Source organism: Clostridium sp. AM58-1XD, from assembly GCF_003464085.1.
Classification (GTDB): domain Bacteria; phylum Bacillota; class Clostridia; order Lachnospirales; family Lachnospiraceae; genus Lachnoclostridium_A.
The window spans coordinates 36,470-50,134 of sequence record NZ_QSDR01000009.1; the positions used below are offsets into that span (position 1 = coordinate 36,470).

General features: G+C 46.1%; 16 protein-coding genes. 1 reads left to right on the top strand and 15 read right to left on the bottom strand.

Annotated elements, in window-relative coordinates; all coding sequences use genetic code 11:
• Window positions 1–7: 7 nt before the first annotated feature.
• Entirely contained in the window at window positions 8–448 is a 441-nt protein-coding gene (locus tag DXA13_RS22885; RefSeq protein ID WP_347559746.1) for a hypothetical protein, read from the bottom strand.
• A gap of 365 nt (window positions 449–813) precedes the next feature.
• Between DXA13_RS22885 and DXA13_RS07190 the strand changes: the two genes are divergently transcribed.
• Complete coding sequence (locus DXA13_RS07190) at window positions 814–1,824, top strand: LacI family DNA-binding transcriptional regulator (RefSeq protein ID WP_118242900.1); 1,011 nt, start codon at window positions 814–816, stop codon at window positions 1,822–1,824.
• Between the two features lie 223 nt (window positions 1,825–2,047).
• Here the strand turns inward: DXA13_RS07190 and DXA13_RS07195 are convergent, their stop codons facing one another.
• The 14 genes from DXA13_RS07195 to pyrE all read right to left on the bottom strand — a co-directional run bounded on the left by DXA13_RS07195 (window position 2,048) and on the right by pyrE (window position 13,649).
• Entirely contained in the window at window positions 2,048–2,878 is an 831-nt protein-coding gene (locus tag DXA13_RS07195; RefSeq protein WP_118242903.1) for an RNA methyltransferase, read from the bottom strand.
• Between the two features lie 56 nt (window positions 2,879–2,934).
• Window positions 2,935–3,474, bottom strand: coding sequence for a hypothetical protein (locus tag DXA13_RS07200; protein WP_118242905.1), 540 nt, complete (start codon window positions 3,472–3,474; stop codon window positions 2,935–2,937).
• The gene (locus DXA13_RS07205; protein ID WP_118242907.1) at window positions 3,468–3,689 is read right to left on the bottom strand and encodes a hypothetical protein; all 222 of its coding nucleotides are present in this window, start codon (window positions 3,687–3,689) and stop codon (window positions 3,468–3,470) included. The genes DXA13_RS07200 and DXA13_RS07205 overlap by 7 nt, the downstream gene beginning before the upstream one ends.
• A gap of 1,204 nt (window positions 3,690–4,893) precedes the next feature.
• A complete protein-coding gene (gene purD / locus DXA13_RS07215) occupies window positions 4,894–6,174 on the bottom strand; it encodes a phosphoribosylamine--glycine ligase (RefSeq protein WP_118242912.1) in 1,281 nt (426 codons plus the stop codon).
• Window positions 6,175–6,258: 84 nt separating this feature from the next.
• Window positions 6,259–6,852, bottom strand: coding sequence for a phosphoribosylglycinamide formyltransferase (gene purN / locus DXA13_RS07220; RefSeq protein WP_118242914.1), 594 nt, complete (start codon window positions 6,850–6,852; stop codon window positions 6,259–6,261).
• Window positions 6,846–7,877 carry a phosphoribosylformylglycinamidine cyclo-ligase gene (gene purM, locus DXA13_RS07225; protein WP_118242916.1) on the bottom strand — a complete coding sequence of 344 codons (1,032 nt, stop codon included), beginning with the start codon at window positions 7,875–7,877 and terminating at the stop codon, window positions 6,846–6,848. Before purM ends, purN begins: the two co-directional genes overlap by 7 nt.
• Window positions 7,878–7,929: 52 nt before the next feature.
• Complete coding sequence (gene purE / locus DXA13_RS07230; protein WP_118242918.1) at window positions 7,930–8,448, bottom strand: 5-(carboxyamino)imidazole ribonucleotide mutase; 519 nt, start codon at window positions 8,446–8,448, stop codon at window positions 7,930–7,932.
• Window positions 8,449–8,590: 142 nt separating this feature from the next.
• Complete coding sequence (locus DXA13_RS07235) at window positions 8,591–9,820, bottom strand: YcxB family protein (RefSeq protein WP_118242920.1); 1,230 nt, start codon at window positions 9,818–9,820, stop codon at window positions 8,591–8,593.
• A gap of 19 nt (window positions 9,821–9,839) precedes the next feature.
• Window positions 9,840–11,036 carry an aminopeptidase gene (locus DXA13_RS22890; protein WP_347559747.1) on the bottom strand — a complete coding sequence of 399 codons (1,197 nt, stop codon included), beginning with the start codon at window positions 11,034–11,036 and terminating at the stop codon, window positions 9,840–9,842.
• A complete protein-coding gene (locus tag DXA13_RS22895; RefSeq protein ID WP_347559748.1) occupies window positions 11,033–11,938 on the bottom strand; it encodes a hypothetical protein in 906 nt (301 codons plus the stop codon). Before DXA13_RS22895 ends, DXA13_RS22890 begins: the two co-directional genes overlap by 4 nt.
• A 10-nt stretch (window positions 11,939–11,948) precedes the next feature.
• Window positions 11,949–12,272: a calcium:proton exchanger gene (locus DXA13_RS07245; RefSeq protein WP_118242922.1), complete on the bottom strand. Its 324-nt coding sequence runs from the start codon at window positions 12,270–12,272 to the stop codon at window positions 11,949–11,951.
• The gene (locus DXA13_RS07250; RefSeq protein ID WP_118242924.1) at window positions 12,253–12,726 is read right to left on the bottom strand and encodes a VanZ family protein; all 474 of its coding nucleotides are present in this window, start codon (window positions 12,724–12,726) and stop codon (window positions 12,253–12,255) included. Before DXA13_RS07250 ends, DXA13_RS07245 begins: the two co-directional genes overlap by 20 nt.
• An 87-nt stretch (window positions 12,727–12,813) precedes the next feature.
• On the bottom strand, window positions 12,814–12,963 hold the full coding sequence (locus DXA13_RS20935) for a hypothetical protein (protein ID WP_181995557.1): 150 nt from the start codon (window positions 12,961–12,963) through the stop codon (window positions 12,814–12,816).
• A gap of 11 nt (window positions 12,964–12,974) precedes the next feature.
• On the bottom strand, window positions 12,975–13,649 hold the full coding sequence (gene pyrE, locus DXA13_RS07255) for an orotate phosphoribosyltransferase (protein ID WP_118242926.1): 675 nt from the start codon (window positions 13,647–13,649) through the stop codon (window positions 12,975–12,977).
• Window positions 13,650–13,665: the final 16 nt, after the last annotated feature.

Here is a 13,665-nt window from a genome sequence, read left to right on the forward strand (position 1 = left end):
ATTTCCTTCAGGATACATAAGAGCCGTCCTGGTTGCCATGGCTGACGAGCAAGCCGTCATAACCTGCCGACGCACATGTACGGATCGTATCCTGCCACTTGTTAGAATCGCCGTCACAGAAGAAGAAATCAAATTTAACATCCAGTGCTTCACAAAGTTCTGCACAGGAATCTTTCCACATCTGGAAAATAGTTGCTGACGGCAGCTGCATGATATACGCTACCTTCTTGCCTGCTACCGGGTTCTCTGCTGCTGCCGCATTATCCTTTTCACCAGCAGCCTCTGCCTTGGTCTCTTCTGCTTTCGATTCTGCAGCCTTAGTCTCTTCTGCCTTGGTCTCAGCAGCCGTCGTACTTCCTGAACCTCCTGATCCGCCGCATCCTGCCAGCAATGATGCTGTCATAGCTACCGCTGCCATCACACTGACCACTTTTTTCATTTTTCTCATCTACCTTTTCCTCCTTGTTTATTTATTTTTTGTTTATTAAACATCATTAACTTCGCCCTGTCTGCGTTTAACTAAATATTACAACCTTTTTTTGAAAATGTCAATGTTTTTTCATCAATTTTACTATTAATCATATTACAAATCTGTTTTTATTATGCATTTTATATATACAATTTCGAATTCTTTTTAGAGGAAATCGTTTTTTGCCGCATTTTGTTTATTAAACATATGTTTTCGACAGTAAAAAGTTGACTCTGATTTTTGTCTGTGCTATACTTTTTATATCGTATGATTAGTAAAATATCAGGATTGTTTAAGGGCGTTTAAGATGTCCGTTTTTACAATCCGGAAATCGGAGGAGCTGTATGACCATCAGAGAGCTCGCTAAGCTGATCGGAGTTTCACCCTCGACCATTTCCCTTGTTTTAAACGGAAAAAAGGGGATTTGCGAGGAAACCCGTCAGAAGGTGCTGGATGCAGTGAAGCTTTATGAATACACGCCGTCCACCCGCAAATCGAAAAATGTAAGCAACGTCCTTTTAATGAAGTACTGGAAAAGCGGTATGTTTGTAGAAGAGAACCAGGGATTTATTTCCATGATTATTGATTCCATTGAAGAACAACTCCGTGCTGAGCATCTCGGCATGACCATGACCGTAGCGAAAACATCTCTGAAATCTGTGCTCGCATCCATAGATTACAGCAAATACTGCGGAGTTATACTGATTGCAACGGAGGTCATGGAAGACGAATTTCCTTATCTCGACTCGATCCCCATACCGTTCGTCGTCGTGGACAATACCGTTCCCAACTATCGCTGCAGCAGCGTATGTATGAACAATGCGGAAAATGTATATATGGCCCTTCAGTACTGCAGAGAATGCGGCCATACGGAACTTGGTTATTTAGGCAGCGACACGGTAACAGAGAACTTTGCCGAACGGTATCAGGCTTTTATTAAATACGTTAAGGAACTTGGACTGCAGTTTCACAGTGAAAACGAATTTCGGCTAAAGCCTACCATGCTCGGTGCACACGATGATTTTGTCAAAGTTCTGGAGAAAAAGCCTGCGCTTCCATCCTGCTTTTTCGCCGAAAATGATACGATCGCTCTGGGAGCCATAAAGGCGCTTAAGGGAATGGGTTATAAAATTCCCCAGGACGTCTCCCTGATCGGATTTGACGACATCCCTTATTCCTCTATCAGTTCCCCGACGCTTACCACGATTCATGTGCAAAGAAATATCATGGGAAAACAGTCGGTGCTTCAATTGCTTCAGCTGATCGAGGATTCCAGGTTCATGCCGGTTAAAACCCAGATCACCGGAAGGCTCGTGGTCCGGGCCAGCGTGAAAGATCTGACAAAAGGAGCTTAGAAAAGGTATCAGAAGAAAATTATTCAGAATTATAGAAGACATGAAAAAGAAGATGCGGCCGGTTTTACTGCATCCTCTTTTATTGAAGACGAGGATGTTGCAAAAAGGAATAGAGCATTGCCGCCGATACCAGATGTAGTGACTTGGCCACTGCCTGGAACGAAATCTGGTATCGACGGCAATGCGGATTCGACTTTTGCAACACCCTCGTTATTTTACTTTATTATTTACGGTTAAGTCCCAGCTGCCAGAATGCCACGGCGCTCGCAGCCGCGACATTCAGCGAATCCACCCCGTGTGCCATGGGAATGCGGACCGTATAGTCACAGCATGCAATCGTATCCGGCGCCAGTCCGTCTCCTTCCGTACCAAGGACAACCGCCAGCTTTTCCTCTGCAGCCAGCACAGGATCATCAATCGATATAGAATCGTCATTTAAAGCCATTGCTGCAGTTTTAAAGCCAAGATTATGCAGCAGGCCGATTCCCTGCCGCGGCCAGGCCGGCTGATCGCTCAAAAACGTCCACGGAATCTGAAAAACCGTTCCCATACTCACCCTTACCGCGCGGCGGTACAACGGATTGCTGCAGGCAGGCGTCAATAATATACCGTCCATGTTAAGCGCGGCGGCTGACCGGAAAACTGCTCCAATATTTGTCGGATTCATAATATTTTCCAACACTGCAATCCTGCGCGCCTCCGCACAGACTTCTTCCACGGACGGAAGAGACGGGCGGTTCATGGCGCACAGCAGCCCCCGTGTCAAATGAAACCCCGTAAGCTGTGTAAGCACGTCAAATTCCGCCGTGTAAATAGGAATCTGGCCGCATCTGGCAATCAGCTCTCTGGCCTGGCTTTCCACATGTTTCTGCTCCATCAACATGGATATGGGAACACAACCGGCGTCCAGCGCACGTTCTATGACTTTCGGACTTTCCGCAATGAACATCCCTTTTTCCGGTTCATGGCGGTTTAACAGCTGGTTTTCCGTCAGCCTGGCATAGACATCCAGCTCCTGAGCAGAAAAATCAGTTATCTTAATAATATTTGGCATAACTTCTCTCCTGTTGCTCTCTTTAACTGGTACAGGCCACCGCCTTCAGCGATAACCTACCTGCTCCTCAGCTGGCTGCAGTAATCATAGGCGTTAAATAACAGAGTTTTCTCCAGCGGAATATCGGAGTATGGAAGACCGACTCCCCAATAAGGCGCCTCTTCATAACAATTGCCCAAAAACAGATCCATCGTTATTTTTCCTTTTGAACCCGTAGGCCAGTGTTCCCATACCGTTAAAACCGATTGATTGCCGTCCTCGTCCATCTGCCAGTAACCGCTTACCTGATTGGAATTCAGATAATAATCAATAATTTCATATGCCTCTTCTCTGGTCATCATGGCGCCAAGATTTCTGTCTACACTGTATACAGCCTTCTTATAATTACCACCGTAAAGGATTGTGCCATCCGCTATATCAATCTTTCTAAGATCGATTGTTCCTTCGCCTGCATTCGTAAACAAGACGCTCGTGCCCACCGGCAATTGATCCAACGGGCTTTCTTTAATCGTTGCCCTAAATTCATTATTTCCGGTCAGGCCGTCTACCGACGCATATGCTTCTCCCGACCATTTTAACGTTTCTAAGCTCAGCACCAGTTATATGTATTATCCTGCTTCTGCACCTCTAATCTCGTCACCTTAACCGGATCATATCCTTCCGAGGGCTCTTCCCTGTTCAGACGGACTCCATTGTCGGCCGCGTGATAACTGCCCGTTATAGGTTCCTGTTCTGCAGCGTATACTGCCATGCTGAAAAACGTCAAAAATACGCCAATGGCAATAAACATTAATAATTTTTTTCTCTTCATTTTCACTGCCTCCTTATCCACTTTTTTATATATAGCCTCCCATCATGCATGATATAATGACCATAAAATGACCATTATATCACGCGCATACCAGTTTCTGCGTTCACCGAAGAAAGCCGGGCGCTAAATTCCGCCGGAGGCTCATGACCGCGTAGTGGTCATGATATATTATTTAATGGGTGGGTAAAATGATGGTTGCAGGGGGAAACCAGTTTTTAGAACCGTTTTCCATCCCACTAAAACTCCCCTTAATATATGTATCCCATACTTCTTCCGTTGTATAGATCACAGGAGTCACATGATAATGCTCTTTCTTCTACCTTATCCAACATGATCTTCAGCTGCTCCTGCACCTCTAAAAGGCCGGGAGGATTATTTTTCTTATCCCCATAATACTCCACGTCTATTACAGGCGGGAGCATGCCGTCCTTTAAGTGAACTGTGTTGATAAAATTCTCAGCCAGTGTTCCTTCTCATTATCCCTTTATTTTTTCAGTATACCACAATTTCATCAAATCGTAATCATCAATTTACAATCACCTAGCCGCAATACGTCCGACAGTCTTCTGCCGGAAAATAAGTGAGTAGTGCTTCCTAAATACCTCCGTCTCCCTTTTATCATTATCCAGTACAATAAAGATGGCTGCTTTTATTCCACGCAAACTTTTATCAAATCCACACAGGTCTATCCGCAAATCATTTGAAAAACCCCATACATCTTCCGGCATTAAAGAATTGACGAAAAAAGGACTATGAGTAGTTACAAAAAGCTGCTTACTGTATAATAGGCAAATAGTTTCAAAGTTCCAGGAATCTTTGTTTGGATGTCCTTTAAGGTTTTCATAAAATCATTTCTACCTCCTTTATCCCCTTCGACTGCATATCCCACGCCGTTTTGTAGATAAAGCAGCGATCTTGGCCGGCCGATTCCGTTTACTTTGAATCTTAGTCGCTCTTCCTTTACATAAGGCCGCATATTTCTGTCCAATGCAATATTAATTCATAAGTTATTGGCGTTGTATTTGGTGCCTCCCGGTAATACAGTTCAAAACTGATTGGTTCTGTTGCACCCGGAGAATTTCCACTCGGTCCTATAATTGTAGTCATGTTACTAAGTGGCTTTGGCTGCTGATGCGAACTTTACACAATATACAAAAAAGACAGCCATGCTCATCAGAACACAGCTGTCCATAAAATATCTATTTCATCCAATCATCTCGTCAATTGCCTTTCCAATATCATGTCTCATATACTTATTCTCAAACGAAAGCCATTCTGTCGCTTCATACGCTTTCTTTCTGGCCTCCTTCAAGTCGGAACCTGTAGCTGTTACGCCCAGGACGCGGCCGCCGTTGGTGTGAATGCGTCCTTTATCATCCAGCTTTGTACCTGCGTGGAATACGAAGTAGTCGTCTTTTCCTTTGAAAGCCTCAAAGCCCGTGATCTCAAATCCCTTCTCATAATGCTCCGGGTATCCGTCGGAAGCCAGCACCACACATACGGCTGCGTTGTCGTCAAATTCCAGTTCAATCTGGTCCAGCGTTCCGTCCACACATGCCTCAAAAACTTCCACGATATCATTTTTCATTCTCGGAAGCACAACCTGCGTTTCCGGATCGCCAAAGCGGGCATTGTATTCCAGCACCTTTGGACCTTCCTCTGTCAGCATAAGACCGAAGAATATAATTCCTTTAAACGTCCTGCCTTCCGCCTTCATCGCATCGATGGTTTTCTGATATACGTGTTCACGGCAGAACTGATCCACCTCTTCCGTATAGAAGGGACTCGGGGAAAAGGTTCCCATTCCTCCGGTATTCAGTCCCTGGTCCCCATCCTTTGCCCTCTTATGATCCTGGGCAGAAGTCATGATTTTTATTGTATTCCCATCTACAAAGGACAGCACGGAAACCTCGCGTCCCGTCATGAATTCTTCAATAACGATCTCATCTCCCGCTGAGCCGAACTGCTTGTCCATCATCAGAGTCTTTACCCCTGCCTTGGCCTCTTCCAGAGTGCTGCAGATCAGAACGCCCTTTCCAAGAGCCAGTCCGTCGGCCTTCAGTACGATCGGCATCTTGGCCGTTTCCAGATATGCGAGCGCCTGTTCGGGAGTATCAAACGTCTCATATGCAGCTGTAGGAATATCATATTTCTTCATCAAATCTTTAGAAAAAGCTTTTGATCCTTCCAGGATAGCCGCGTTCTTTCTCGGTCCGAATACACGCAGCCCTTCTTTTTCAAAAACATCGACAATTCCGCCAACCAGCGGATCATCCATACCTACAATCGTCAGATCGATTCCCTTTTCTTTGGCAAATGCCGCCAGCTTCTCGAACTCCATTGCACCGATATTCACACATTCGGCGCATTCGGCAATCCCGCCGTTTCCAGGCGCACAGTAAATCTTGTCAACCTTTGGGCTCTGGGCCACCTTCCATGCGATTGCGTGTTCTCTTCCGCCGCCGCCTACGATTAATACTTTCATGGTTTCCTGCCTCCTATTTATGTACATTGAACACTTCCAGCCGCCAGGATATCTCCGGCGGCTGTATGTAACTGCTTATCTGTTTTATATCAGGCCGTCTGCAATCATCCGGATCGCCTCGGGAAGAAGCTTCCATTCCGCCTGTTCCATCACTCTTCTCTGCAGTACCTCCGGAGTGTCTCCCGGCAGTACCTCCACAGCCTTCTGCAGGATGATCGGGCCGGAATCGACTCCCTCATCCACATAATGAACTGTAGCTCCCGTCACCTTGACCCCTCTTTTCAGCGCGGCTTCGTGGACTTTCAGTCCATAATAGCCAACGCCGCAGAAAGAGGGAATCAGTGACGGATGAATATTTATAATACGGTTTCTGTATTCTTTAATCATCTTTGGAGGAATCGTCACAAGAAATCCTGCCAGTACGATCAGATCCGGGCGGTATTCGTTTACCTTTTCGAGAAAGGCTTCGTTAAATGCCTCCCTGTCCGGAAATGATTTCGGGGAAACGCATACGGCTTCAATTCCATGCTGCTTCGCCCGCTCTAACGCATAAGCGCCCGGATTATTGCTGATTACAACGGATACTTCTGCATTTGTAATGCTGCCGTTGTCAATCCCATCCAGAACAGCCTGAAGGTTCGTTCCTCCGCCGGAAACCATTACACCGATTCTCAGCATAAGGTCACTCCCTTTTCTCCTTCTTCAACCGAACCGATCACATATGGCGTCTCTCCCGCCGCCTTTACTGCTTCCAGCGTCGTTTCCACATCTGCCGGATCTACGGCAACGATCATGCCGATTCCCATATTATACGTATTATACATCATTTCTTCTGCAATTTCGCCTTTTTCAGCCAGCATGCGGAAAATAGCAGGAACTTCATAACTGTCCTTTTTAATCACAGCATGCATGCCGTCCTTCAGCATACGCGGTACATTTTCATAGAAGCCGCCGCCTGTGATGTGGCTGCATGCTTTTACGGTTACGCCTGCTTTTTTAATGGATTTAAGCGCCTTTACGTAAATTTTTGTAGGAGCGAGCAGCGCTTCTCCCAGAGTCTTGCCCAGCTCATTGTAATACGTATTCAGCCCTTCTTTTGTCAATTCTTTTTCAAACACTTTTCTGACAAGGGAGAACCCGTTGCTGTGCACGCCTGAAGATGCCATTCCGATCAAAACGTCGCCGGACGCCAGATTCTCGCCTGTAATCAGGTCCTTTTTGTCCACAACGCCTACGGAAAAGCCTGCCAGATCGTACTCATCTTCCGGATAAAAGCCCGGCATCTCAGCCGTCTCTCCGCCAACAAGCGCTGCCTCCGACTGCCTGCAGCCATCCGCTACGCCCTTTACAATTGTAGCGATCTTTTCCGGAAAGTTCTTGCCGCACGCGATATAATCCAGGAAGAATAAAGGCTCTCCGCCTGCGCATGCCACATCATTGACACACATGGCAACACAGTCGATGCCTACCGTATCGTGTTTGTCCATAACAAAGGCCAGTTTCAGCTTTGTGCCGACTCCATCCGTACCGGAAAGGAGCACAGGCTCTTCCATATTCTTAAACGCTGCTGCATTGAATGCGCCTGAGAATCCTCCGATTCCTCCCATGACTTCCGGCCTCATGGTGCTCTTTACAAAATCTTTCATAAGTTCTACTGATTTATAACCTGCTTCAATATCTACTCCGGCTTTCTTGTAATCCATATGTCCTCCTCGGCTTCCTGCTTCCGTATTTCTATCTTATATGTTCACTGCATTACTTTTTCATCTGTTCCAGATATGCTTTGTATCCGATTTCTTCCAGCTTATCTGCTTTCTTTACCACATCGTTCTTCATTTCTTCAGAATAGTTTTTCAGTCTTTCCAGAAGTTCCGGATCGGACGTCGCCAGAATCTTGGCTGCCAAAATTCCCGCATTCATACCGCCGTTGATCGCAACCGTTGCTACCGGAATTCCGGACGGCATCTGTACGATTGAATACAGAGAGTCTACTCCGCCCAGGTCAGATGTCTTCATCGGAATTCCAATAACCGGCATCGGGAACAGAGCGGCGCACATTCCAGGCAGATGCGCTGCCTTGCCGGCGCCTGCGATCATAACCTTAAATCCCTTTTCCTCTGCTGACTTTGCATATTCAAAAAATACGTCCGGCTCTCTGTGTGCGGAAATAACTGTCATTTCAAAATCAACACCCAGTTTTTCCAGAATTGCTGCTGCCTGTGCCATTACAGGCATATCAGAATCGCTTCCCATAACAATACCTACTTTTGCCATCGTATGTCTCTCCTTTTCTCTCGTTGAATAGTTCATTGTTTATTATAATCTGTGCCCTTTTTTATCATTAGTTCAGCTTATAAGAAGGCAAGATTAGCTAACATTTACTTATATGTAATGATACAGGGTTTTCTTTATGAAGTCAATAGAAAGTTTTTGACCCGTGTATCCATTCATTCCGCCTGCTCTTCGGCATATCCAGATATTGAAACTTCTTTCCGCATGTTTCTTCCAAAAACTGTTTCAGCTCTTCTGTCTGTCCGCCGGTGATTCCTTTTTTATCAATGAGCTCCCTCGGTATGATGCCTGAATACTCCAGATACAGACAGTCACCCGTCTCATAAAGGCCTTTGATCTGCCCGTAGTCCCGGTGATAAACCGTTTCTCCTTCTGCAATCAGATATTCCTCATCAAAAAACCTTGCCTCCGATTCAGCCGGGCGTATTTCCCCGCTTTGCTGAATGGTCTTCCACATTTTAAGACCTGATTTTCTAATTTTTTTCTCGTCCGCTCTTTGTCCGTTCTTAAACGAGAGGTATTGAACCAGCAAGATCAGCGGAATCATAATTGCATTGATCACAATTATGATCAGAACGCCTTGTACCGTAAATCCTTCCACCAGGAAAATTAGCGCGGCTGTAAATACAAACATAAATATAGATAAAAAATATTTTGCAAATGCATTCCTTTTCTTTTTACGGTATTTCACTTCTGCGACGGCGGCATTTATGCAAATGCGCTCGGACCAGACGGTAACGGCCTGGAACCGCTCACTCTCACCATGAAAATCCTGTCTGACTTTTTCCGGCCGCCCTGAGCACGTTACCATCGCCTCATTCAAAAATTCCGGCAGCTGTTCCGGCAGTCCCTCAATAAATCCGTCCTTCTTTACAAGAACTCCCTTTCCCTCTTTCTTTTCCAGGAGATAACCAGCTTCAGTTTCCCTGACTGCCTTTAAAATACGGTAAGGAATCTCTGCCGATTCGGTGCCTCGGATTACCAGCCGGTCTCCATAAAATTCCAGCCACGTATCCCTGCCTTCGTTTTTCTTCAGATTCCTCCTAACCGTAATCATCACCAGAATATATATAAGCACCCTTCCTGCGACTATTCCTGCCGCTCCAAACAAGGCGATCGTAAGGTATCTGGCCTGGTAAGGCACCCATTCCAACAGTCCTTTTTTCAGAAGAAATCCCATCAGGATTAGACCTATAAATATCCATGAAACCGTATTCTTTACCGTAAAACTCTTTTTGCTGGACAAGGCCGCTCTCATGGTCTTTCCTGCCAGTTTCCTGATTTCCTCCTCATCATACGGATGGCGCACGAGAAAATATAAATTATCTTCTGTTTTTACTTCTGTATTCTCCATTCGACGTCCCTGCCATTCTTTACTGTCCGCAGGAATTCAGCGGTTCGTTCAGAGCCTCGGCTCCCTTTACAGCAAACCTTCCTTTCTCTATCACCATAATGCGCTTTCCGTCAGGAAGAACGGCTGCAATCTCATCCAGTTCTCTGTAGGGGATCGTAATGTCCGTATGGCAGCTGAAATACGCTTTGGAAACGTCTTCCTTTCTCAGAATGGAAATCTCGTTGTCTCTGGCGACTATCTCCTTGCCGTCCGGATTATATACGGCACTGTCTTCGGCCCAGCTGTAACACGTATCCCCTACGGCGAAGTGGGGGCCCATCTTTTCCACAATTAGGATCGGAAGCTTTTCGATGATTCCAAACTGCTCCGCCATGGCATATGCCGTCGTGTTCGTACCGATCGCACATTCTCCCATGGGAAGCGTATCGTGGTTCTTCAATATTACCTGCTTAACCAGCTTCCTGTTTTCCTCCTCCGATTCAAAATTTCTGCAGCTGTAATCCGTTACCATACCGTCTTTAAAGGTCATTTTCAGATTTTTAAAGCGGATATCCCCGATGTACACGCTTTCCACGTGGAGAATTCCATCCGTTCCCTGAAGTACCGGAGAAGTGAAAACCTCTCCCACCGGTATGTTCACATCTGCTACGCAGTTTTCAAAGTTCGTCTCTTTTTCAGGGTCGTTGAGCTTATGAAGGCTTACCTTCAGACGTGTTTCATTGCTGCCCGCACCCTTTATTTCCAGGCATGCCGCCTGGTCCAGAACATCGATAACCGCCTGCTGTATCACTTTATATTTTTCATAGTCCAGAGTATTAATCCTGATCGTTTCTTTAAATATTTTCTGAAAATCCGGTCCGATCTCCGGCACCGGGAAGGCGATGATCGTAAAACTTGTTTCATCCCCTCTGATATATTCCTGACCGATCTGCGCCGCTTCTCCCGTACAGGCAACCGTAAGTTTTTCCTGTTTATCCGTAAGGGAAAGGGCCTCTTTCTTATTGACAGGTTCAAACGGCCTTTCACCGAACGTTTCCACTACGGCCGGACCTGCATACCAGGAAGCCTCTTTCTTATATTCCTCATAGGCGACTTTCATCACGCCCAGTTTCCTGTCTTTAAACGCTTTATCCATATATACGGCGCTGTCCTGGCGGTGGTCATACTCATACTGTTTATTGGGACCGGCGCTGTAATAGCCTACTTTTCTGTTCATATTTTTATTGACCGTATGAGACGGCGCGCGGTAAATAATTGCCTGAGGCCCATCTTATCAAAATTCTCTATGGCTTTCTTTATCATGCGCTCAAATCCCAGTTCATAACGGATCACGACCGTTTTCTTTCCTTCCAGGCTCCTGCCCATGACGGCAAAGCCCTTTCTGTATCCCTCCGTATAAGTATCCGCCATCGTATCGATCGTCTCTTGTGGAAGGCTGTTCAGAAAGCCAGCAATCTCCAGCTCCGCATTGGAAATATACTCTCCGAATGCATACAGATACCTCAAATCATTGAGGTCTGACTCCATAATGATATCCCTGGCAAATGAAAGGGACGGATCTAGGCATTCGCGTATACGATATACGACCGTCTGATCGCAGTAATCGCTTACGTACCAATAGAGGACATCCCGTATTTCCTTTTTATCCGGAAGCGGTCCATTTTCCCGTCCTGCGGACGAAAAGAGCCCGTAAACTTCCAGAAAGGTTTCATTCAGGGCAGCGATATCGCTCAGGCGCCCTTCATACGCATACACGATTTCTCCGCGAATTTCCACATATAAAAAGGAAAGCAGCTGGCCATACCCATCTCCAAGCCTCTCCACTGCATAAGAAGGATTTCCATAACTTTCCCCGTAATGTTCAGGAAGCACATCCTCATAGAGGATATCATTCCTTTTCTTTAATTCTTCCAGGGATAAATCCCCTGGTTTTTCCGACCTCAGTTTCTTCCACAACCGGCCGGCCGTCACAATAAACTGCGCGGTCCGTATGAAATAGTCCCGAAACGGCTCGTTTACTTCCCTTTCGTGGACAATCTCTTCTGCCCTTTCCAGAGACAGAGCGAACCTCTCGGCAGCGTTGTCATTCTCTTCTTTTAAAATTTCACAATAATCCACCGTCATCACCTCACAATAATCCTGCAACAATCATACATACCCAGAACAGCAGAACAATACCGTCTGCTGCCAGTGCAATCCTGGCCAGAATATAGTTTTTTTCCCGCTCCGCAAATGATCTCCAGCAGTAAAACAGGCCGACCAGACCCACCAGCACACTGCTGAAGCCGCAGGCGGCGGCATTGACTCCTGCCTCTCCCCTGCTTCTGACAGCAAGCCAGATTCCCACTAACGTAAAAATCACCCCCGCCGCCGCCAGAAAAAGCGCCGCGAAGCTATGCCTGGCCAGAGGCTTGCGGATATAAGAAACCTTATTACTTTTTTTTACGCGCACGAAGCTTCCTCCTCACCATCTGGACAGCCTGGTACAGGAAATAGCCCAGGATTCCGCCCATCGTATTCAAAAAGAGATCATCCACGTCGAAGCTGCCCACTTTGAAAACGAGCTGCACCGTTTCAATGGCAAGGCTTAAACAAAAACTCAGCAGAAAAGTATTATACCATTTCCTGCTTCTTCTGCTCACCACCGGCAGGAAAAAACCGCACGGGAGAAAACCGATCACATTACCGAATATATTTAAAAAGAATGCCTCCATTCCCAATTGATTCCGATACGTATAAAATCGCCTGATTTCCTTAAACAGCGTAAGGTTGTATGCATATTCATCCTGGGCATGGGTTGTCCTGCCAAAAGACTCGGCGAAGAACATAAAGTATACCAAAAGAACCAGATACATGATAAACAGTACCCAGCCCAGTTTCTGTTTTTTTGTCGTATTTCTAATCATTCGGTTCTCCGATTATCCTTTTTTATTCCAGCCGGGGCAGCACTTTGCGTTCAGGCGCCGCTGCCCCGGCATCTTTGGCGGCTTCTGTCAAAATGTAATCTCTGACTTTCGTTTCAGAAGAACCGCTCCGCTGACAATGGCCATTACCCCCACTGCAATCCCTGCAGCGAGAATTACGGAACCAATGACAATGTTGCATATTCCTGTGTTTCTCATGGTCTTATAGATTCTTTCCATCACAGTCTCTCCTATTTTACTCCATACTGATCATAGTATGCGTCAATAGCCGCTTTTAATTTATCGTCAATAATAATTTTTCCCTTATATTCTTTATTATACAGATGTTCCACCACATCTTCCATAGTGACGATCGCCGTCGTCTTGAAACCGAAATTTTCCTGAATCTCAGCGAGAGCCGATTTTTCTCCCTGTCCACGCTCCATCCGGTCTACGGAAACTACGAGTCCCAGAACGTCCACATCTCCCTGCGCGCGGATAATCGGCAGAGTCTCATGAATGGATGTTCCTGCAGTAGTAACGTCCTCAATAATTATCACCTTGTCTCCGTCATGAATCGGGCTTCCGAGAAGGATTCCCTTATCTCCGTGATCCTTTACCTCTTTCCGGTTGGAACAGTACTTGATGTCCGCATCATAATGCTCGCTGAGCGCCATACTTGCAGCGACCGTAAGCGGAATCCCCTTATAGGCCGGTCCGAAAAGCACATCAAAATCAGTGCCAAATGCTTCTTTTATCGCCCTTGCATAGTACTCTCCCAGCTTTCTCAGCTGCGCGCCCGTACGGTAAAAGCCTGTATTTACAAAAAACGGCGTCTTCCTTCCGCTCTTAGTTACAAAATCTCCAAATTTTAATACTTCGCAGTCGATCATAAATTCAATAAATTCCTGCTTATACTGTTCCATGTCATATCTCCTTTTT